The sequence below is a fragment of the Erwinia oleae genome, from assembly GCF_000770305.1.
Taxonomy (GTDB): Bacteria; Pseudomonadota; Gammaproteobacteria; order Enterobacterales; family Enterobacteriaceae; genus Erwinia; species Erwinia oleae.
In genome coordinates this window covers 1-21,315 of record NZ_JNVB01000054.1, presented here as the reverse complement: position 1 = coordinate 21,315, position 21,315 = coordinate 1, and the positions used below count along the sequence as shown (strand labels likewise).

General features: G+C 56.5%; 19 protein-coding genes, 1 rRNA gene and 1 riboswitch. Of the genes, 10 read left to right on the top strand and 10 right to left on the bottom strand.

Going from position 1 to position 21,315, the window contains the following annotated elements; genetic code table 11:
* Window positions 1–63 precede the first annotated feature (63 nt).
* Both rpoC and uraH read left to right on the top strand, forming a co-directional pair.
* Window positions 64–4,284 carry a DNA-directed RNA polymerase subunit beta' gene (gene rpoC / locus GS12_RS16380; protein ID WP_034948888.1) on the top strand — a complete coding sequence of 1,407 codons (4,221 nt, stop codon included), beginning with the start codon at window positions 64–66 and terminating at the stop codon, window positions 4,282–4,284.
* A 154-nt stretch (window positions 4,285–4,438) separates the two neighbouring features.
* Window positions 4,439–4,861: a hydroxyisourate hydrolase gene (gene uraH / locus GS12_RS16375; RefSeq protein WP_034948885.1), complete on the top strand. Its 423-nt coding sequence runs from the start codon at window positions 4,439–4,441 to the stop codon at window positions 4,859–4,861.
* 69 nt (window positions 4,862–4,930) lie between these two features.
* Here the strand turns inward: uraH and GS12_RS16370 are convergent, their stop codons facing one another.
* Complete coding sequence (locus tag GS12_RS16370) at window positions 4,931–5,122, bottom strand: DUF1127 domain-containing protein (protein ID WP_034911356.1); 192 nt, start codon at window positions 5,120–5,122, stop codon at window positions 4,931–4,933.
* A 171-nt stretch (window positions 5,123–5,293) separates the two neighbouring features.
* Between GS12_RS16370 and GS12_RS16365 the strand changes: the two genes are divergently transcribed.
* Entirely contained in the window at window positions 5,294–6,784 is a 1,491-nt protein-coding gene (locus GS12_RS16365; RefSeq protein ID WP_052118501.1) for an aminotransferase-like domain-containing protein, read from the top strand.
* Window positions 6,785–6,899: 115 nt separating this feature from the next.
* On the opposite strand, the gene thiH is transcribed toward GS12_RS16365, so the two are convergent.
* The 7 genes from thiH to GS12_RS16330 form a co-directional block, all read right to left on the bottom strand.
* Window positions 6,900–8,027 (bottom strand): 2-iminoacetate synthase ThiH, encoded by a 1,128-nt coding sequence (gene thiH / locus GS12_RS16360; RefSeq protein ID WP_034948883.1) that lies wholly within the window; start codon window positions 8,025–8,027, stop codon window positions 6,900–6,902.
* A complete protein-coding gene (locus GS12_RS16355) occupies window positions 8,024–8,800 on the bottom strand; it encodes a thiazole synthase (protein ID WP_034948880.1) in 777 nt (258 codons plus the stop codon). Before GS12_RS16355 ends, thiH begins: the two co-directional genes overlap by 4 nt.
* Window position 8,801: 1 nt before the next feature.
* Complete coding sequence (gene thiS, locus GS12_RS16350; RefSeq protein WP_034911366.1) at window positions 8,802–9,002, bottom strand: sulfur carrier protein ThiS; 201 nt, start codon at window positions 9,000–9,002, stop codon at window positions 8,802–8,804.
* Window positions 8,986–9,747, bottom strand: coding sequence for a HesA/MoeB/ThiF family protein (locus GS12_RS16345; RefSeq protein WP_034948878.1), 762 nt, complete (start codon window positions 9,745–9,747; stop codon window positions 8,986–8,988). Before GS12_RS16345 ends, thiS begins: the two co-directional genes overlap by 17 nt.
* Complete coding sequence (gene thiE / locus GS12_RS16340; RefSeq protein ID WP_034948876.1) at window positions 9,740–10,384, bottom strand: thiamine phosphate synthase; 645 nt, start codon at window positions 10,382–10,384, stop codon at window positions 9,740–9,742. Before thiE ends, GS12_RS16345 begins: the two co-directional genes overlap by 8 nt.
* Window positions 10,381–12,315: a phosphomethylpyrimidine synthase ThiC gene (gene thiC, locus GS12_RS16335; protein WP_034948873.1), complete on the bottom strand. Its 1,935-nt coding sequence runs from the start codon at window positions 12,313–12,315 to the stop codon at window positions 10,381–10,383. Before thiC ends, thiE begins: the two co-directional genes overlap by 4 nt.
* A gap of 86 nt (window positions 12,316–12,401) precedes the next feature.
* Window positions 12,402–12,502: riboswitch (TPP riboswitch) on the bottom strand.
* A gap of 118 nt (window positions 12,503–12,620) precedes the next feature.
* The gene (locus GS12_RS16330; RefSeq protein WP_034948871.1) at window positions 12,621–13,127 is read right to left on the bottom strand and encodes an Rsd/AlgQ family anti-sigma factor; all 507 of its coding nucleotides are present in this window, start codon (window positions 13,125–13,127) and stop codon (window positions 12,621–12,623) included.
* An 82-nt stretch (window positions 13,128–13,209) separates the two neighbouring features.
* Here GS12_RS16330 and nudC point away from each other — a divergent pair, with 82 nt between their 5' ends.
* From nudC to GS12_RS16300, 6 genes are all read left to right on the top strand, one after another.
* Window positions 13,210–13,983, top strand: coding sequence for an NAD(+) diphosphatase (gene nudC, locus GS12_RS16325; RefSeq protein WP_034948869.1), 774 nt, complete (start codon window positions 13,210–13,212; stop codon window positions 13,981–13,983).
* A gap of 39 nt (window positions 13,984–14,022) precedes the next feature.
* Window positions 14,023–15,090 (top strand): uroporphyrinogen decarboxylase, encoded by a 1,068-nt coding sequence (hemE, locus tag GS12_RS16320; protein WP_034948866.1) that lies wholly within the window; start codon window positions 14,023–14,025, stop codon window positions 15,088–15,090.
* 2 nt (window positions 15,091–15,092) lie between these two features.
* A complete protein-coding gene (nfi, locus tag GS12_RS16315) occupies window positions 15,093–15,761 on the top strand; it encodes a deoxyribonuclease V (protein WP_034948864.1) in 669 nt (222 codons plus the stop codon).
* A 57-nt stretch (window positions 15,762–15,818) separates the two neighbouring features.
* Entirely contained in the window at window positions 15,819–16,409 is a 591-nt protein-coding gene (locus tag GS12_RS16310) for a YjaG family protein (RefSeq protein ID WP_034911384.1), read from the top strand.
* Window positions 16,410–16,597: 188 nt separating this feature from the next.
* On the top strand, window positions 16,598–16,870 hold the full coding sequence (gene hupA, locus GS12_RS16305) for a nucleoid-associated protein HU-alpha (RefSeq protein ID WP_002438605.1): 273 nt from the start codon (window positions 16,598–16,600) through the stop codon (window positions 16,868–16,870).
* Between the two features lie 116 nt (window positions 16,871–16,986).
* Window positions 16,987–17,622 (top strand): DUF1481 domain-containing protein, encoded by a 636-nt coding sequence (locus GS12_RS16300; RefSeq protein ID WP_034948863.1) that lies wholly within the window; start codon window positions 16,987–16,989, stop codon window positions 17,620–17,622.
* Between the two features lie 55 nt (window positions 17,623–17,677).
* On the opposite strand, the gene purD is transcribed toward GS12_RS16300, so the two are convergent.
* Window positions 17,678–18,958: a phosphoribosylamine--glycine ligase gene (gene purD / locus GS12_RS16295; RefSeq protein WP_034948860.1), complete on the bottom strand. Its 1,281-nt coding sequence runs from the start codon at window positions 18,956–18,958 to the stop codon at window positions 17,678–17,680.
* Window positions 18,959–18,971: 13 nt separating this feature from the next.
* A complete protein-coding gene (purH, locus tag GS12_RS16290) occupies window positions 18,972–20,561 on the bottom strand; it encodes a bifunctional phosphoribosylaminoimidazolecarboxamide formyltransferase/IMP cyclohydrolase (protein WP_034948858.1) in 1,590 nt (529 codons plus the stop codon).
* 624 nt (window positions 20,562–21,185) lie between these two features.
* On the opposite strand from purH, the gene GS12_RS16285 reads away from it, so the two are divergent.
* Window positions 21,186–21,315, top strand: a 16S ribosomal RNA gene (locus tag GS12_RS16285); the annotation flags it as partial.

The following is a 21,315-nucleotide window of genomic DNA, read 5'->3' as shown; positions in this document are numbered from 1 at the left end:
ACTGGTTACAGGGCGGCCCGGCCGGGTCGCTCTGAGAAGTCTCACTCCGACGGGAGCTAATCCGTGAAAGACTTACTTAAGTTTCTGAAAGCGCAAACTAAGACCGAAGAGTTTGATGCGATCAAAATTGCTCTGGCCTCGCCAGACATGATCCGTTCCTGGTCTTTTGGCGAAGTTAAAAAGCCGGAAACCATCAACTATCGTACGTTCAAACCTGAGCGCGACGGTCTTTTCTGCGCCCGTATTTTTGGCCCGGTAAAAGATTACGAGTGCCTGTGCGGCAAGTACAAGCGCCTTAAGCATCGCGGCGTGATCTGTGAGAAGTGTGGCGTCGAAGTGACCCAGACTAAAGTTCGTCGTGAGCGTATGGGTCACATCGAACTGGCTTCGCCTACCGCGCACATCTGGTTCCTGAAATCACTGCCATCGCGCATTGGTTTGCTGCTGGATATGCCGCTGCGCGATATCGAACGCGTGCTCTATTTCGAATCTTATGTCGTTGTTGAAGGCGGCATGACCAACCTGGAACGTCGTCAGATCCTGACTGAAGAGCAGTATCTCGACGCGCTGGAAGAGTTTGGTGACGAGTTCGACGCGAAAATGGGTGCGGAAGCGATCCAGGGCCTGTTGAAAAACATGGATCTGGAGCAGGAGTGCGAGCAGCTGCGTGAAGAGCTGAACGAAACCAATTCCGAAACCAAACGTAAAAAGCTGACCAAGCGTATCAAGCTGCTGGAAGCGTTCGTGCAGTCGGGCAACAAGCCTGAGTGGATGATCCTGACCGTGCTGCCTGTGCTGCCACCGGATCTGCGTCCGCTGGTGCCGCTGGACGGCGGTCGCTTTGCAACGTCGGATCTGAACGATCTGTATCGTCGCGTGATCAACCGTAACAACCGTTTGAAACGCCTGCTGGATCTGGCCGCGCCAGATATCATCGTGCGTAACGAAAAACGTATGTTGCAGGAAGCGGTTGATGCGCTGCTGGATAACGGCCGTCGCGGTCGTGCCATCACCGGTTCTAACAAGCGTCCGCTGAAATCTCTGGCTGACATGATCAAAGGTAAGCAGGGTCGTTTCCGTCAGAACCTGCTGGGTAAACGCGTCGACTACTCAGGTCGTTCCGTGATTACCGTGGGCCCATACCTGCGCCTGCACCAGTGTGGTCTGCCGAAGAAAATGGCGCTGGAACTGTTCAAACCGTTCATCTACGGCAAGCTTGAACTGCGTGGCCTTGCGACCACCATCAAAGCCGCCAAGAAAATGGTTGAGCGTGAAGAAGCGGTCGTTTGGGATATCCTCGACGAAGTCATTCGCGAACACCCGGTACTGCTGAACCGTGCACCAACCCTGCACCGTCTAGGTATCCAGGCGTTTGAGCCGGTTCTGATTGAAGGTAAAGCCATCCAGCTGCATCCGCTGGTGTGTGCGGCGTACAACGCCGACTTCGATGGTGACCAGATGGCTGTTCACGTACCGCTGACGCTGGAAGCCCAGCTGGAAGCGCGTGCGCTGATGATGTCCACCAACAACATCCTGTCGCCAGCGAACGGCGAGCCAATCATCGTTCCTTCTCAGGACGTTGTGCTGGGTCTGTACTACATGACCCGCGACAAGGTGAACGGTAAAGGCGAAGGCATGGTGTTGACCGGCCCGAAAGAAGCCGAGCGTATTTATCGCGCCGGTCTGGCCGAGCTGCATTCACGCGTTAAGGTGCGCATCACCGAATATGAAAAAAATGACCAGGGCGATTTCACCGCGAAAACCAGCCTGATCGACACCACTGTCGGTCGCGCGATTCTGTGGATGATCGTACCTAAAGGTCTGCCTTACTCCATCGTCAACCAGGCGCTGGGTAAGAAAGCGATCTCCAAAATGCTGAACACCTGTTACCGCATTCTGGGCCTGAAACCGACCGTTATTTTTGCTGACCAGACCATGTACACCGGTTTTGCTTACGCCGCCCGTTCAGGCGCGTCTGTGGGCATCGACGACATGGTTATTCCAGAGAAGAAAGTTGAAATCATCTCTGAAGCGGAAGCAGAAGTTGCCGAGATTCAGGAACAGTTCCAGTCTGGTCTGGTTACCGCAGGCGAACGCTATAACAAAGTGATCGATATCTGGGCTGCGGCCAACGAACGCGTTGCTAAAGCGATGATGGAAAACCTCTCTACCGAAAGCGTCATTAACCGTGACGGCGTGGAAGAGCGTCAGGTTTCCTTCAACAGCATCTTTATGATGGCCGACTCCGGTGCGCGTGGTTCCGCTGCGCAGATCCGTCAGCTGGCAGGTATGCGTGGTCTGATGGCGAAGCCGGATGGCTCCATCATCGAAACGCCGATCACCGCGAACTTCCGTGAGGGTCTGAACGTACTTCAGTACTTCATCTCGACGCACGGTGCGCGTAAAGGTCTGGCGGATACCGCACTGAAAACCGCGAACTCCGGTTATCTGACGCGTCGTCTGGTTGACGTTGCGCAGGATCTGGTGGTGACCGAGGACGATTGCGGCACGCACGAAGGCATCCTGATGACGCCGGTTATCGAAGGTGGCGACGTTAAAGAACCACTGCGCGAGCGCGTACTGGGTCGTGTTACCGCTGAAGACGTGCTGAAGCCTGGTACTGCCGACATTCTGGTTCCACGCAACACGTTGATGCATGAGCACATCTGTGACCTGCTGGAAGAGAACTCTGTCGACAGCGTGAAGGTGCGCTCTGTGGTGAGCTGTGAAACCGACTTCGGTGTGTGTGCGCACTGCTACGGTCGCGATCTGGCGCGTGGTCACATCATCAATAAAGGTGAGGCCATCGGCGTTATCGCGGCACAGTCAATCGGTGAGCCGGGTACTCAGCTGACCATGCGTACGTTCCACATCGGTGGTGCGGCATCGCGTGCGGCAGCCGAATCCAGCATTCAGGTGAAGAACAAAGGTACCATTAAGCTGACCAATGCTAAATCGGTAACTAACTCTGCCGGCAAGCTGGTGATCACCTCACGTAACGTCGAACTGAAAATGATCGACGAATTCGGTCGTACCAAAGAGAGCTATAAAGTTCCTTACGGTTCTACCATGGCGAAAGGCGATGGCGAACAGGTTGCAGCGGGCGAAACCGTCGCAAACTGGGATCCACACACCATGCCGGTTATCACCGAGGTGAGCGGTTTCATTCGCTTTACTGACATGATTGATGGCCAGACCATTACCCGCCAGACGGATGATCTGACCGGTCTCTCCTCGCTGGTGATCCTGGACAGTGCGGAACGTACTGCGGGTGGTAAAGACCTGCGTCCGGCGCTGAAAATTGTTGATGCTAACGGCGACGACGTGATGATCCCAGGCAGCGACATGCCTGCTCAGTACTTCCTGCCGGGCAAAGCGATTGTACAGCTGGAAGACGGCGTGAAAATCAGCTCGGGTGATACCCTGGCCCGTGTTCCGCAGGAATCCGGTGGTACCAAGGACATCACCGGTGGTCTGCCACGCGTTGCTGACCTGTTCGAAGCCCGTCGTCCGAAAGAGCCGGCAATCCTGGCTGAGATCAGCGGCATCATCTCCTTCGGTAAGGAAACCAAAGGCAAGCGTCGTCTGGTGATCACGCCGGTTGACGGCAGCGATCATTACGAAGAGATGATCCCGAAATGGCGTCAGCTGAACGTGTTTGAAGGTGAGCGTGTTGAGCGTGGTGACGTGGTTTCCGATGGCCCAGAGTCTCCACATGACATTCTGCGCCTGCGCGGCGTGCATGCAGTGACCCGTTACATCACTAACGAAGTGCAGGAAGTTTACCGTCTGCAAGGCGTTAAGATTAACGACAAGCACATCGAAGTCATCGTTCGTCAGATGCTGCGCAAAGCCACCATTGAAAGTGCAGGCAGCACCGACTTCCTGGATGGCGAGCAGGTTGAATTTTCACGCGTTAAAATCTCTAACCGTGAACTGGAAGCCAACGGCAAAATCGCGGCAACCTATATGCGCGATCTGCTGGGTATCACCAAGGCGTCGCTGGCAACCGAATCTTTCATCTCTGCGGCATCGTTCCAGGAAACGACGCGCGTACTGACTGAAGCGGCGGTTGCAGGTAAACGCGACGAACTGCGTGGCCTGAAAGAGAACGTGATCGTGGGCCGTCTGATCCCAGCCGGTACCGGTTATGCGTATCATCAGGATCGTATGCGCCGTAAGGCCGCAGGCGAAGCGCCTGTTGTGCCTCAGGTGACTGCGGATGAAGCGTCCGCCAGCCTGGCGGAACTGCTGAACGCCGGACTGGGTGGCAAAGACGATTAATCGTTGCTGACCCGGTGAAAACCGCTCTTCGGAGCGGTTTTTTTTTGCCTGTTATTTAGGGCCAGTGATTAATCAATATTACAGGGGTATTTTCTGGCGGATTGTGCCACTTACTTCTATATTTTTGCTGCAATCACTCGCTCCGGAGAGCTTAATGAACATCTTTAATAAATCCCTTCTGACTGGCTTAATGTTGGCCTCATTTTTTGCAGGCGCCGCCGACGGCGATGCGGTAAAAAACCCGCTTTCCGTTCATGTCCTGAACCTTCAAACCGGAACGCCAACGGCAGGAATCGCTGTTGATCTGGAGCAGAAGCAGGAGAACGGCTGGAAAAAGCTGGCGTCGGGCACGACTGATGATAATGGCCGCATCGGCGCACTGTTCCCGGCAGGTAAAATCCTCAGCCACGGCGACTATAAGGTGGTTTTCCAGACGGGAAATTACTATCAAAAAATAAAGCAGCCGACCTTTTTCCCGGAGATCCCGGTGATTTTTCACGTTGAGAAAGATGGCGACCATTACCATATTCCTCTGTTGCTGAGCCCGTATGGTTACTCAACCTATCGCGGCAATTAAAAAAAAGGGCGGTTGACGATATCAACAGCCCCTGAATCAGACCAGCTGTGCGATGCATTCGTCATCGCACTATTTATAGCGATAGACATCTTCCCTCGTCAGTCCGATATCCCTCAACTGCTCAGGACTCAATTTTTTCAGAGTTCGCCGCGTCTGCGCTCTCAGACGCCAGGCTTTCCATGCCCGCCAGGGAAACTGGTATATCAGGCGGAATGGCGATTGCTCGAATGGGCGTGCGGATCGATTCTCATTAAATTCCATCATTTCCTCCTCGTCACGGTTAAGTACATCCTGACGGGGAAAAGATTTTCGATACAGATGCAAAAATATTATTTATTAACCATACAGATTGCGCCATAGTGGCTCTGAATGGCATTTTTTATCTCCATCTGTATTGGTTTTTCAAAATTTAAAAAACAAAGGTGACATACAGTGACCCGTTACCAATATCTGGCCGAGCTGTTGGCAAAGCGAATTGAACAGGGGCTTTATCAGAGCGGTGAGCGTCTGCCGTCGGTAAGAAGCCTGAGCGTGGAACACGGTGTGAGTATCAGCACCGTGCAGCAGGCGTATCATGTCCTGGAAGAAAGGCAGCTCATTTTGCCGCAGGCGCGCTCCGGATATTTTGTCGCGCCTCGTAAAGCGTTACCGCCCACACCGGCATTAACAACGCCGGTACAGCGGCCGGTAGAGGTCACGCAGTGGAGCTCGGTGCTGGATCTGCTCAATACCCGGCAGGATCGGGATACTTATGCGTTCGGCAGTGGCATGCCGGATGTGGATCAGCCCACCTTAAAGCCGCTATGGCGAATCATCAGCAAACTCGGTCAGCGGCAGGACGTGGAGATGCTGAATTATGACTCGCTGAATGGCGTGAAAGCGTTGCGGGAGCAGATCGCCAGACTGGCCATCGATAGCGGTTGCCGTTTTACCGCTGAGGAGGTGGTTATCACTAATGGCTGCCATGAGGCATTGTCCGTATCACTTCGCGCAGTCTGTCAACCGGGCGACATTGTAGCGGTCGAGTCTCCCGCCTATCACGGCATTATGCAAACCCTGCGCGGCTTTGATATCAGGGCCATTGAAATCCCGACTGACTCACAAACCGGCATCAGCCTGGAAGCATTAGAGCTGGCGCTGGAACAGTGGCCCGTCAAAGCGGTGGTCGTTGTACCAACCTGTAATAACCCGCTGGGCTTTACCATGCCTGAAGCGCGCAAACGTTCGCTGTTGGCACTGGCGCAGCGGTTCGATATTGCCATTATCGAAGATGATATTTATGGCGAACTCACTTATCAGTATCCCCGCCCCGTCACCATTAAGTCGATGGATGACGACGGACGCGTATTACTCTGTAGCGCCTTTTCGAAAACGCTGGCGCCGGGGCTTCGCGTCGGTTGGGTCGTACCAGGCCGCTATTTCGACCGCGTGTTGCACATGAAATATATCGTCACGGGTTTTAGCGTTACGCCCACTCAGGTTGCCGTCGCTGAATATATTCAGGAAGGGCACTATGCCACGCACGTCAGGCGTATGCGCCACCATTACCAGCGCAATCTTGAGGCCTTCACCTGCCTGGTTCGCCACTATTTTCCCGATGGTATCTGCGTTTCCCGTCCGCAGGGCGGCTTTATGATGTGGATCGAACTGCCTGAAGCGTTCGACGCCTTTCATCTTAACCGTGAGCTTAAAGAGGCGAAACTTCAGATTGCCCCGGGTTCCCTTTTTTCCGCTTCAGGTAAATACCGCAACTGCCTGCGATTGAGTTACGCGCAGCCCTTTACCGAAAAAACATCCCGCGCCCTTGAATTACTTGGCGCGGCGCTGAGTCGGGCAATGGCGCACTGCGGGTCAGTCCTCCTTACCCCTCCTGACGAAAAGAAGGCAGGGCCGGCAAGAGGGGGGAGAAACGGCCCTGGATGACCAGTCGGCGGTCAACGCAGCCACTATAGCGAGCCGCCTTTCACACGCCAGCCGCAATATGATGACCTGCGCGGCGGCTTCCTGTTTTTCTTATCCGGTTGCACTGCCGTAGATTTCACTGCGGGGCGCGTCCCAAAAAGCTGTCCCAGTCTTTCCAGACCGGCTGGAGTCCGGCGCGGATCAGCGCCCCGGCAACCTGTCGTGGGTGCCGGTTATCATGTGGTGAGAACTGCTCCAGTTCGGCTTCGCCAGCAGCGTAACCGCCCGGCTGCGTTTTTGAGAAGGCGCTGAGCGTGTTTATCGCCAGCGGCGCAACGCGATCGCGAAACAGGGGGGATTCACGGGTAGAGAGCGATTGCTCGACCTCCGGCGCAAACAGCCTGAAAGCGCAAATCACCTGTACCAGTTGTGCTTCGTTCATGATTGATGCGGGCTCAATGCCGCCTGCACAGGGCCGCAAACGCGGAAAAGCGACGGAGTAGCGGCTCTGCCAGTACGTTTTTTGCAGCCACAGCAGATGTTCTGCCATCATGTAGCAATCCGTGCGCCAGCTTTCCGACAGGCCAACCAGCGCCCCAAGACCAATTTTATCTATGCCTGCCCGGCCCAGCCGATCGGGCGTCTCCAGGCGCCAGAAAAAGTCCTGCTTGTTACCCTTCAGATGATGCTGCGCGTAGACCGAAGGGTGCCAGGTTTCCTGATAAACCAGCACGCCGTCCAGGCCGAGGGTTTTCAGTTCGGCATACTCGTGTTCATCCAGCGGCTGCACTTCCATCATCAGCGAGCTGAAATGCTGACGAATGGTCGGCAGATGCTGGCGAAAATAGTCCATGCCCACTTTCGCCTGATGCTCTCCGGTGACCAGCAGCAGGTGATCGAAACCCAGCGCGCGGATCGCCTGACACTCGCGCGCGATCTCGTCTGCGTTAAGCGTTTTACGCCGGATGCGGTTGCTCATCGAAAAACCGCAGTAGGTGCAGTCGTTGGCACACAGGTTGGAAAGGTAGAGCGGTACGAACAGGTTGACGATGTAACCGAAGCGCTGACGCGTCAGCCGCTGTGCCTTTTGCGCCAGCGGTTCAAGGTAAGCCTCTGCCGCTGGCGAGAGAAGCGCCATCAGATCTTCTCGACCGGGTTTCGGTGCGTTCAGCGCACGCTCAACGTCCGCCGCCGTTTTACTGTGGATGCGCAGGCGGATGTCGTCCCAGTCAAGCGTTTCCCACTGCTCAACAAAACTCTTCATGTTATGGCCCCCTGCTGCAGAAAACCCGTCAGTGGACTGGTGGGCTGAGCGTACTGATGACGGATTCCCAGCCCGCTGCGGTAGGCCAGCGCCCCTGCTTCCACCGCCAGCCTGAAGGCGCGCGCCATGGCAACGGGCTGTTGCGCAGAGGCGATCGCGGTGTTGACCAGCACCGCGTCGGCCCCCATCTCCAGCGCTTCGCTGGCATGACTGGGTGCGCCGATACCGGCGTCAACGATCACCGGCACGTGCGCCTGTTCGATAATAATACTCAGCAGATCGCGCGTTTTCAGCCCCTGATTGCTGCCGATGGGCGCACCCAGCGGCATCACCGCTGCGCAGCCTGCCTCTTCAAGACGACGGCACAGCACCGGATCGGCGTGACAGTAGGGCAGGACAATAAAGCCCTCTTTCACCAAGGCTTCCGCCGCTTTAAGCGTTTCAATCGGGTCAGGCAGCAGATAGCGAACGTCAGGATGGATCTCCAGCTTCAGCCAGTGAGTGCCCAGTGCTTCGCGCGCCAGTCGGGCGGCAAAGATCGCTTCTTCTGCGGTTTTCGCGCCGGAGGTATTAGGCAGCAGCTGCACGCCCATCGACTGCAACGGCTGAAGAATGCCGTCATCGCCGCCGCGCAGATCGACGCGGCGCATCGCCATCGTGACCAGTTGAGAGCCGGACTCGCGCAGGGCATCCAGCATCGTCGCCGCGCTGGAAAATTTACCGGTGCCGGTGAGCAAACGTGACGAAAAGGTTTTATCCGCAATCCTGAGCATATTAACCTCCTGCGATGGCCTGGAAAATCACCAGTTCATCGCCCTCCTGCAAATGAAAAGAAGACCAGCGATCGCGCGGTACGATCTGCTGGTTAACGGCCAGCGCCGTGCCGATTTGCGGGTGGTGCAGCTGTTCCAGCACCCCAACCAGCGATAGCGTAGTGGGAAAGGTCATCGCCTCATCGTTAACGATGATTTTCATGCGGGCCTCCGCAAACCGGGCAGTCGGCGCTGCGTTCCAGAGTGAGTGTTCGCCAGGTCTGCTGTCTGCCGTCGAACAGGCGCAGTTTGCCCGCCAGCGCAGAAGGCTGTCCGGTAAGCATTTTCAGCGCCTCCAGGGCCTGTAAGGTGCCCATCACGCCCACGACCGGGCCGAGTACGCCAGCGGTGCGGCAGTTGCGCTGCGGCTCCGCATCATCGGGCCACAGACAGCGGTAGCAGCCGTGGCTGAAAGGGGGGCAGAGCACCAGCAGTTGGCCGCCGAAACCAACCGCGCTGGCGCTGACCAGCGGGGTGCCGCTCCGGACGCAAGCCGCGTTGATGGCATGGCGCGTCGGCATGTTATCGCTGCAATCCAGCACCAAATCTACCGTTCGTACCACCTCCGCCAGGCTGGCCGCCTCCATGCGCTGCGCCAGCGCCACGCAGGCGATGTGAGGATTCAGTGCGCTGAGCTGTTTCTTTGCCAGCGCCGCTTTTGACGTGCCGCTGTCGGCAGTGCGAAACAGGATCTGCCGCTGGAGGTTACTGATGTGCACGCGATCGTCATCGGCCAGCAGGAGCGTGCCGACGCCAGCGGCAGCCAGATAGAGCGCGGCGGGCGAACCCAAACCGCCGAGGCCCACCAGCAGCACGCTGGCGCGCTGTAATTTCTGCTGACTTTCAGGGCCAAACTCCTCCAGCAGCAGCTGACGGCTGTAGCGCAGGAAATCGTTGTCGCTAAGCATCCGGCTCACCTCCCGCGCCGACCAGCGCCAGCAGCTGCGCCGTGGCGGCCCGCCAGTCTTCGGCCTGCGTTATGGCGCTGACCACTGCAATGCTGCCCACGCCAGTCGCCAGCACCGCCGGCGCACGGGCAAGCGTGATGCCGCCAATGGCCACGGTAGAGATATTTTTCAGGCGCGAAACGTGGCGCTGAAGCTCCTCCAGGCCCTGCGGTGCCGAAGGCATTTGTTTGGTCTGCGTCGGGAAAATATGGCCGAGTGCGATATAGGAAGGCTGTACCGCCAGCGCGCGCTCCAGTTCGCTGTCGTCATGCGTGGAGAGGCCCAGCCGTAGCCCGGCACGATAAATAGCATCAAGATCGGCAAACGCCAGATCCTCCTGTCCCAGATGTACGCCATAAGCCTGATGCGCAATCGCCAGCCGCCAGTAGTCATTGATAAACAGCCGTGCCTGATAGCGCTTACCCAGCGCAACAGCGTCGGCGACCTCCTGTTCAACGTCGGCTTCCGGTCTGTCTTTAATACGCAACTGGAGTGTGCGCACGCCCGCCTCCAGCAGCCGCGCGATCCACGTTACCGAATCCACCACCGGGTAAAGCCCCAGCCGCGATGCCGTGGCAGGAAAGGGGCCGCGGCTCATATTTTCTCTCCCGTCGGCAGCGTATCCGTCGGGTGATAAAGCTCGCCGCCGTGATGACGAAAGGCTTTCGACATTTCCGCCATGCCAACCTCAATGGGCCTGGCCTCTGCCTCCTGCTGCGCCGCGTAGTCTCGTACTTCCTGGGTGATCTTCATTGAGCAGAATTTCGGGCCGCACATTGAGCAGAAGTGAGCGACTTTGCCGGACTCCTGCGGCAGGGTTTCGTCATGGTAAGCGCGCGCGGTTTCAGGATCGAGCGAAAGATTGAACTGATCCTCCCAGCGGAATTCGAAGCGGGCTTTCGACATGGCGTTATCACGGATCTGCGCGCCGGGGTGCCCTTTCGCCAGATCGGCAGCGTGCGCGGCGATCTTGTAGGTAATCAGACCCTGCTTCACGTCGTCTTTGTTCGGCAGGCCGAGGTGCTCTTTCGGCGTCACGTAGCACAGCATCGCGCAGCCGAACCAGCCAATCATCGCGGCGCCAATACCGGAGGTAAAGTGATCGTAACCGGGCGCGATATCGGTAGTCAGCGGGCCGAGCGTGTAGAACGGCGCTTCATGGCAGTGTTCAAGCTGCTCAGTCATGTTGCGGCGGATCATCTGCATCGGCACATGACCGGGCCCTTCAATCATCACCTGCACATCGTATTCCCAGGCGATTTTTGTCAGTTCGCCCAGCGTGCGCAGCTCGGCGAACTGCGCGTCGTCGTTTGCATCCTGAATCGAGCCGGGGCGCAGGCCGTCGCCAAGGGAGAGCGAAACGTCGTAGGCAGCGCAAATTTCGCAGATGTCGCGGAAGCGTTCGTAGAGAAAGCTCTCTTTATGATGCGAGAGGCACCATTTCGCCATGATGGAGCCGCCGCGCGATACAATGCCGGTCAGGCGTTTTGCGGTCATTGGCACATAGCGCAGCAGCACGCCAGCGTGGATGGTGAAGTAATCGACGCCTTGTTCGGCCTGTTCAAGCAGCGTGTCGCGGAACACCGCCCAGTTGAGATCTTCCGCGATGCCGTTAACCTTTTCCAGCGCCTGATAAATGGGCACCGTGCCGATCGGCACCGGACTGTTGCGCAGGATCCACTCGCGTGTTTCGTGAATATTGCGGCCGGTAGAGAGATCTATCACCGTGTCAGCGCCCCAGCGTGCCGACCACACCAGCTTTTCAACCTCCTCTTCAATAGAGGAACTCACCGCCGAATTGCCGATATTCGCATTGATTTTGACCAGAAAATTGCGGCCAATAATCATCGGTTCGGATTCGGGGTGATTGATGTTTGCCGGGATTATCGCGCGACCTGCCGCGACCTCCTGCCGCACAAATTCCGGCGTGATATTTTCCGGCAGTTGCGCGCCAAAGCTGTGGCCCGGATGCTGCTGAAGTAGCACTTCACCGCGAATACGTTCGCGGCCCATGTTTTCGCGCAGCGCGATAAATTCCATTTCCGGAGTGACGATCCCCAGACGCGCATAATGGAGCTGCGTTACGCAGCGGCCCGGCTGCGCGCGTCGGGGGAGCGGCAGGTTGTCGAATCGCAGTTCATCCAGCGTTTCGTCTGCCAGACGCTCGCGGGTGTACGCAGAGCTGCGCTGCGCGATAGCTTGCGTGTCATTGCGTGCAATAATCCACCCTGCACGGAGTTTCGTCAGTCCGGCGTGCACATCGATTGTGGCTTGCGGATCGCCGTAGGGCCCGGCGGTATCATAAACCGGCACCGGCTCATTCTCTTCATACTGCGGATTGTCTTTGCTGCCGCCGGTCATGGTGGGGCTGAGCTGGATTTCGCGCATCGGCACGCGAACATCATCACGCGATCCCGTCAGCCAGATGCGTGTTGAATTGGGAAAAGCAGTGCCCTGGAGGGAGTCGATAAACTGTTGGGCTTCGGCGCGCTGCTCGCGACGGCCGGATTTTTTCTTAACGGTAGACATAGCTCGTTCCTTAATAATCAGGGAATGTCGCTTGTCTGGAGTTCGGAGGAGTATGCGTGGCGCGTGAAAAACATACACGCTTTCACAGAAGATCTACTCTTGTTCCCTTCGCAGGTTCTAACCTGATCAGGTTCCGCGGATCCCGAATTAACGGTCTCAGCCCCGAGGGGCACTCCGACAAGAAGAATCTGGATTTCCCGAACGGGAAGGCCAGACGGGCGATGCTTAAAGGGCATCTGTTACATCATTGCCCCTTGAGCATAAAGGGGCATTACGAAAACTACAAGGTGTTAACCGCGCGTTTTTCAGGCAGGGCGGGCTACGGCTTCGTCATTCGCCGCGTTGGTCCTGCCTTGAGGCTTCCCCACCGCTAAACGGATAAATTTATCCTCCAGCGAGAAGCGCATTTCCAGCATTTCACCGATTAACGAGAGCGCGTTCTGAAATTCCTGGCTGTTATCATGATCGATAGCGCTTTCGAGCCATGTATCATAGATCGCCATGATCTGCTCGGTATTGGACTGAAGCGACGGGTAGATCCGCCCGGCGACCGCCAGCTGTTTGGTACCTTCCATCTCTTCGATAAAGCGTTCGTAGATGGTAAAGTGGCCGACTGACAGATAGTCAACCAGGTTCTGGCAGAAGGTATCAAGCGCGTTTTCATCTATTCCGCTTAACGATCCCTTGTTAGGCTTGATGCCAACCACTTCATACCAGGCGACCAGCAGATGCTTACGCGACAGCAGGTAAAAATCGACAAGGTCGCTGCTTCCGCCAACACGTGCGGTTAAATTTTCAAGCTGGTTAAGCATAAATGCTCCGAAAATAGTGTGTTATATGCCTGATCCCAATCCAGTAACGCACAAAGTCGGTAAAGCTGAGGACGAGCAATGTATGGAACGTGAGATTTCAAGCGTAGACGCTGGCTGGTGGGTTGTCAGCCATGAACATAAACTGTGGCTACCAAAAGGTCAATTACCGTTTGGTCGCGCCGGGACATTCGATCTGAATGGATCGACAGGATCACAAATAGGCGAATGGCAGGGTGATGCCGTCTGGCTTGTCCGCGAAAACCGGGCCCAAGAGATGGGATCGCTGCGCCAGCTTCTCGATCGGGAGCCCGGCCTGTTTCAGCTTGTCGGGCGCGGCCTGCAACTGGCGGAATTTTATCGATCGCATAAGTGGTGCGGGTACTGCGGCCACGAAATGCACACCAGCCGCACCGAATGGGCCTGCCTGTGCGGACACTGCCGCCAGCGTTACTATCCGCAAATTGCGCCCTGTATTATCGTGGCGATCCGGCGCGGCGATGAGATCCTCCTGGCGCAGCATACCCGGCACCGCAACGGTATTTATACCGTGCTGGCCGGTTTTGTCGAAGTGGGTGAAACGCTGGAGCAGACGGTGGCGCGCGAGGTGATGGAGGAGAGCGGCATCAAAGTGAAAAACCTGCGCTATGTCTCTTCGCAGCCGTGGCCTTTCCCGCAGTCGCTGATGGTGGCATTCATGGCCGATTACGAGAGTGGCGACATCGTTATCGATCCGAAAGAGCTGCTGGACGCGGGCTGGTATCGTTTCGACGCGCTGCCGCAACTGCCGCCTGTCGGCACCGTAGCGCGCCGTCTTATCGAAGACACCGTGGCGCTGTGCCGCGCCGACGCGGAATGAATGCTATACTAGGCGGCTGAATAAAAGAGAGTTTTTACCATGAATCAACTGAAGAACGATCGCTATTTGCGCGCCCTGCTACGGCAGCCAGTGGATACCACGCCCGTATGGATGATGCGCCAGGCGGGGCGCTATCTGCCCGAATACAAAGCAACGCGCGCCGTGGCTGGCGACTTTATGTCGCTGTGCAAAAATGCCGAACTGGCCTGCGAAGTAACGCTTCAGCCGCTGCGCCGCTACCCGCTGGATGCGGCGATCCTCTTCTCTGATATTTTAACCATTCCCGACGCTATGGGGCTGGGATTGTGGTTCGAAGCTGGCGAAGGGCCGCGGTTCGCTTCGCCTGTCACCTGCCGCGCCGACGTGGAGAAACTGCCGATACCCGATCCTGAACAGGAACTGGGCTATGTGATGAACGCGGTGCGCACCATACGTAAAAACCTCAATGGTGAAGTGCCGCTGATCGGCTTTTCCGGCAGCCCATGGACGTTGGCGACTTATATGGTCGAAGGCGGTAGCAGCAAAGCCTTTACGAAGTTGAAAAAGATGATGTACGCCGAGCCTGAAACGCTGCATCTGATGCTCGACAAACTGGCGGAGAGCGTCACGCTCTATCTCAACGCGCAGATCCTGGCCGGGGCGCAATCGGTGATGATTTTTGATACCTGGGGCGGCGTGCTCACCGGACGTGACTATCGGGAGTTTTCGCTTTACTACATGCACAAAATTGTCGATGGGCTGCTACATGAAAACGAGGGCAGGCGCGTACCGGTTACGCTGTTTACCAAAGGCGGTGGGCAGTGGCTGGAGGCGATGGCTGAAACCGGCTGCGACGCGCTGGGACTCGACTGGACGACAGACATTGCCGAGGCGCGCCGACGCGTAGGCGATAAAGTGGCGCTTCAGGGCAACATGGATCCCTCCTTACTTTATGCGCCACCCGCGCGTATTGAGCAGGAAGTCGCCGGTATTCTTGACGGTTTTGGCAACGGCACCGGCCACGTTTTTAACCTCGGACACGGTATACATCAGGATGTGCCGCCAGAGCACGCAGGCGCTTTTGTCGAAGCGGTACACCGTCTTTCCCGCCCTTACCATCAGGAGTAAACATGGATATTGCGGCACTGCGGCAGGAACAATTGACGCGCGCAAAAGAAGTGCGCACCGACGATGATTTTGACGTTCTGCCGCCACGCTACATCGGCGGCGCTGATGTTGGCTTTGAGCAGGGCGGCGAGGTCACTCGTGCCGCCATGATCGTTCTTGAATACCCGTCGCTTAAGCTGGTTGAGCATCGCGTTGCGCGCATTGCCACCACCATGCCCTATATCCCCGGCTTCCTCTCATTTCGCGAATATCCCGCGCTGCTGGCAGCGTGGCAGCAACTTGAGCAGCAGCCGGACCTGCTGTTTGTTGACGGGCAGGGCATCGCGCATCCGCGTCGTCTGGGCGTTGCCAGCCATTTTGGCCTGCTGGTGGACGTGCCGACCATCGGCGTGGCGAAGCGCCGCCTGTGCGGCAAATTTGAGCCGCTCGATGAGGAGCCCGGCGCAAAACAGCCGCTGCTTGATAAAGGCGAGCAGATTGGCTGGGTTTTGCGCAGCAAGCGACGCTGCAACCCGCTGTTTATTTCGCCGGGGCATCGCGTCAGCAACGACACCGCGCTTACGTGGGTGGAAACCTGTCTGAAGGGCTATCGCCTGCCGGAGCCGACGCGCTGGGCGGATGCGGTGGCTTCACAGCGCACCGCTTTTCTTCGCTGGCAGGAGCAGGTGTGACCACCGGGCTTTTCAGTTACACTGCACGCCGTGCATTTTAGTTAATGAGATATCACTATGTTACGTAATCCCATTCATCTGCGGCTGGAAAAGCTGGAAAGCTGGCAGCATGTGACTTTTATGGCCTGCCTTTGCGAGCGCATGTACCCCAACTATTGGGCTTTCTGCCAGCAGACCGGTTTCGGCGACGGACTGCTCTATCGCCGCCTGCTTGATTTGATTTGGGAAACGCTGCTGGTAAAAGACGCGAAAGTGAATTTTGATTTGCAGCTTGAGAAATTTGAAGAGGCCATCCCGTCCGCCGACGATTACGATTTATACGGCGTCTATCCGGCGATTGATGCCTGCGTGGCGATGAGCGAACTGCTCCATTCCCGCCTGAGTGGTGAAACGGTTATGCACGCCGTTGCCGTGAGCGAGGCGTCAATTACCACCGTGGCGATGCTGGAAATGACTCAGGCCGAACGCGAAATGACCGACGAAGAGCTAAAAGAAAATCCGGCGGTCATTGATGAATGGGATATCCAGTGGGAGATTTTCCGGCTGCTGAGCGAGTGCGAGGAGCGGGACGTCGAACTGATAAAAGGACTGCGATCTGACCTCCGCGAAGCGGGGATCAGTAATATCGGTATAAATTTTCAGCAATAAGGCGAGAAAACGTGACTTCAGGCCTGATTTGTAGCGCCAGGAGGCTTCACATTCGCCCCCACTCTGGTCTACATTTGGAGGGCTGAAAAATGTGGCTATCGGTGCGTGTATGCAGGAGAGTGCCAAAAACTGGTTTTTCCCTCGCACTCGATGCTTAGCAAGCGATAAATACACTGTAAGGATAACTTATGAACAAGACTCAACTGATTGATGTAATTGCGGACAAAGCGGATCTGTCTAAGACCCAGGCAAAAGCTGCTCTGGAATCCACCCTGGCTGCGATTACTGAGTCTCTGAAAGAAGGTGATGCTGTACAACTGGTTGGTTTTGGTACTTTTAAAGTTAACCACCGTGCTGAGCGTACTGGCCGCAATCCGCAGACTGGCAAAGAAATTAAAATTGCTGCTGCAAACGTACCGGCTTTTGTATCGGGTAAAGCACTGAAAGACGCCGTTAAGTAACTGTTCGACGTTGAAAAGATTTAAACAGGGGGGCGTTAAGCCCCTTTTGTTATGGATCGCCTGTTTATGGTTCGGCCTTCGCCGGGCATCTCACCTTCCTGTGTGGTAAGCACACGATGAGACTCTCATTCTTCGCTCTGACTTTCTTACTTCTGGCAGGCTGTAGCTCACGCCCGGATCTTCCTGACTTTACCGCCAGCGGCTACCTTGCCGATCGCGGCACCGTGCGTATCTGGCGCAAAAACAGTACCCAGAAAACCTGGCATCTGATGGCTGTTTATACGCCCTTCAGCGGCGGTGCGACGGAGACCACCGATTATTTATGGCAGGCAGACAAGCTGATCGCCTTTGAACGGCATACCGCCGGCCAGCATCCCGGTACGGTGACGCTGCGCTTCGATCAGGATGGCGGCCTGAGTTTTATGGAGCGGCAAACGGACGGACGACGTGAAGCGCTCTCCGCAGATGACGTGGCGCTCTACCAGTTCGATGCAGAACGCATGCTGAAAATCAGCGATGATTTGCTGGCGGGCCGGGTGCTGTTGAAACAGGGGCGCTGGTTAGCTTCAGGCAAAATCATGCGCTGTGATGGCGTGACTGACGCGCCTGATTTTGATAACGGCGCCATGGTCAGGCAGCAGCGCAGGACTGGCGCGGGCGTCGCCTGGCTGGAAGCGCCATCCGGCATTCAGATGTTGCAGATTTCCATTGATGATCCATGCGCGACCGAGCCAAAAGAGGCGGAGTTCTGACAGATCATAAAAAAAGGCGAATCGATGATTCGCCTTTTGCACGCTTCGCGGCGGACTAGGTGCGAGCTATCGCCCGATAGCCGATATCGCGACGACAGAAGCTGCCATCCCAGGCGATGTTTTTCGCCAGCGCATAGGCATGCCGCTGCGCGGCGGCAACGTCCTCACCCAGCGCCGTGACGCACAGCACACGCCCGCCGCTGGTGACCACCAGATCGTCCTGCATTTGCGTGCCGGCATGGAACACCTTGCCGTCCGGTGTCTCTTCCAGCGGCAGGCCGTGGATTTGATCGCCGGTACGGTAATCGCCCGGGTAGCCGCCAGCGGCAAGCACTACGCCAAGCGCGGGGCGAGGATCCCACGCCGACGTTTTGCTATCCAGCTTACCGTCAATCGTCGCCAGGCAGAGCTCGACCAGATCCGACTGCATGCGCAGCATGATCGGCTGCGTTTCAGGATCGCCAAAGCGGCAGTTGAACTCAATTACCTTCACCTGACCCTGTTTATCGATCATCAAACCTGCATAGAGGAAACCGGTGTAGGTATTGCCCTCTTTCGCCATGCCGCGCACGGTCGGCCAGATCACCTCGTCCATCACCCGCTGATGAACCTCATCAGTCACGACCGGCGCCGGGGAATAGGCGCCCATGCCGCCGGTATTCAGGCCGGTATCGCCATCGCCGACGCGTTTATGATCCTGGCTGGTCGCCATCGGCAGCACGTGCTCGCCATCAACCATCACGATAAAGCTGGCTTCTTCGCCCTCAAGAAACTCTTCCACCACAATGCGGTGGCCCGCGTCGCCAAAGGCGTTGCCTGCCAGCATGTCCTGAATAGCGTCTTCCGCTTCTTTCAGCGTCATCGCCACGATCACGCCCTTGCCTGCGGCCAGACCATCTGCCTTAATCACTACCGGCGCGCCGTTTTTGCGCACCCAGGCGAGCGCGGGTTCAACTTCAGTAAAGTTTTCATAGCCGGCGGTAGGAATATGGTGGCGCGCCAGGAAATCCTTGGTGAATGCTTTGGAACCTTCAAGCTGAGCGGCGGCCTGCGTGGGGCCAAAAATCTTCAGACCAGCGGCGCGAAAGGCATCCACCACGCCTGCCACCAGCGGTTGCTCCGGCCCAACGATGGTCAGATCGATGTTTTCACGTTGCGCAAAACTCACCAGCGAAGGAATATCCGTTGCGCTGATATCAACGTTTTGCAGCGCCGGTTCCAGCGCGGTACCCGCGTTGCCCGGCGCGACAAAAACGGTTTCCGCCAGGGGTGATAAAGACGCTTTCCAGGCCAGAGCGTGTTCACGTCCGCCGTTACCGATGACTAGAATTTTCATTGCAGGCTCCTGATTAGTGGCGGAAGTGACGCATGTTGGTAAAGATCATCGCGATGCCGTGTTCGTCGGCGGCGGCAATCACCTCTTCATCGCGAATCGAACCGCCCGGTTGGATCACGCAGCTCACGCCGACGGCGGCGGCGGCATCAATGCCATCGCGGAACGGGAAGAATGCATCTGACGCCATCGCAGAACCTTTCACCGCCAGCCCTTCGTCGGCAGCCTTGATACCGGCAATTTTGGCGGAATAAACGCGGCTCATCTGGCCTGCGCCAATGCCAATGGTCATATTGTCTCGTGCATAGACGATGGCATTGGATTTAACGAATTTCGCTACTTTCCAGCAAAAGAGTGCGTCGCGCAGCTCCTGTTCCGTTGGCTGGCGCTTGCTGACCACGCGCAATTCGCTTGCATTAACCATGCCCAGATCGCGATCCTGCACCAGCAGGCCACCGTTGACGCGTTTGAAATCCAGACCAGCCCGACGCTGCTGCCACTGGCCACAGGTGAGAACGCGCACGTTCTGTTTTGCTGCGGTGATCTTCAATGCGGCTGCGCTGGCGGAAGGCGCGATGATCACTTCTACAAACTGGCGGCTGATGATTGCCTGCGCGGTGGCTTCATCCAGCTCGCGGTTGAAAGCGATGATGCCGCCAAACGCCGAGGTCGGATCGGTCTTATACGCCAGTTCGTAGGCGTCAAGAAGGGAACCGCTGACCGCAACGCCGCAGGGATTGGCATGCTTAACGATAACGCAGGCAGGCTCAATGAACTCTTTTACGCACTCCAGCGCGGCGTCGGTATCAGCAATGTTGTTATAGGAGAGGGCTTTGCCCTGAACCTGCTGTGCCGTGGCGACGGACGCTTCCGATATGTTCTCTTCAATATAGAAAGCCGCCTCCTGATGGCTGTTTTCGCCGTAACGCATATCCTGCTTTTTAATGAAGTTCAGGTTCAGCGTACGCGGGAAGCGGCCGGAAGGCTGCTGCGTCTCGCCGTGGTAGGCAGGCACCAGGCTGCCGAAATAGTTGGCGATCATGCTGTCGTAGGCGGCGGTATGCTCAAAGGCTTTTATCGCCAGGTCGAAGCGGGTACTGAGCCGGAGGCTGTTTTCGTTGGCGTCCAGTTCGGTAATGATGGCGGCGTAGTCGCTGCTCTTCACCACAATAGCCACGTCTTTATGGTTTTTGGCTGCGGAACGCACCATTGTCGGGCCGCCGATATCGATATTTTCTACGGCATCTTCCAGTGAGCAGCCTTCACGGGCGACGGTTTGCGCGAACGGGTAAAGATTGACAACCACCATATCTATAGGAGAGATGCTGTGTTGCGACATAATCGCGTCGTCCTGACCCCGGCGTCCAAGGATCCCGCCATGAACTTTGGGGTGCAGCGTTTTGACCCGGCCATCCATCATTTCGGGAAACCCCGTGTAATCTGAAACTTCTGTAACAGGCAGTCCTGCGTCTGCCAGCAGGCGGGCGGTGCCGCCCGTGGAAAGAAGCTCAACGCCTCGCGCTGAAAGCGCCTGAGCAAATTCAAGAATACCGGCTTTGTCAGAAACGCTGAGCAGAGCGCGGCGTACAGGACGACGTTGTTGCATGGTGATGATCCCCTGGCTGTGGTTCGCATAGAGTAAGAGCGTTACATCAAGCTTAGCTTTTTCCTTTTATTAAAGGAAAACGGCAAATAAGCCTCAGGTAACGTCCCAAAACGGGGCTGTTTTTTTGCGGGGGCATTGTAGCGAAAACGTTTGCGCGATGCTCGCTTAAATTCCGGACAGGCATGGTCTGTGGATAAAAAAGTGGATAAGTAGGTATAAATGACCCTTTTGCTGTGGAAAGCAGCGAACGCGCTATTTTTCGCAAATCAGGGCTTGTCAGCCGCAGGGAAGTCCCTATAATGCGCCTCCATCGACACGGAACAACGGCTTAACGGTCGCCGGGTTGAGAGATTCTGTAAGAAGGAATCGTCGGAGAAAATTCTGTAAAACAGGGTTGACTCTGAAAGAGGAAAGCGTAGTATACGCCACCTCGCGAACCGCCGGTTAAGCCGCGTTCGCACTGCTCTTTAACAATTTATCAGACAATCTGTGTGGGCACTCGCAGGATTGATATCACAGCCTTCGGGCAGATGAACTATCAAGTCTTTGCTGAGTGAACACGTAATTCATTACGACGTTTTAATTCACAGAGCACCGCCATCCACGTGATGGCAAATCAGACTTTAATTGAAGAGTTTGATCATGGCTCAGATTGAACGCTGGCGGCAGGCCTAACACATGCAAGTCGAACGGTAGCACAGAGGAGCTTGCTCCTCGGGTGACGAGTGGCGGACGGGTGAGTAATGTCTGGGGA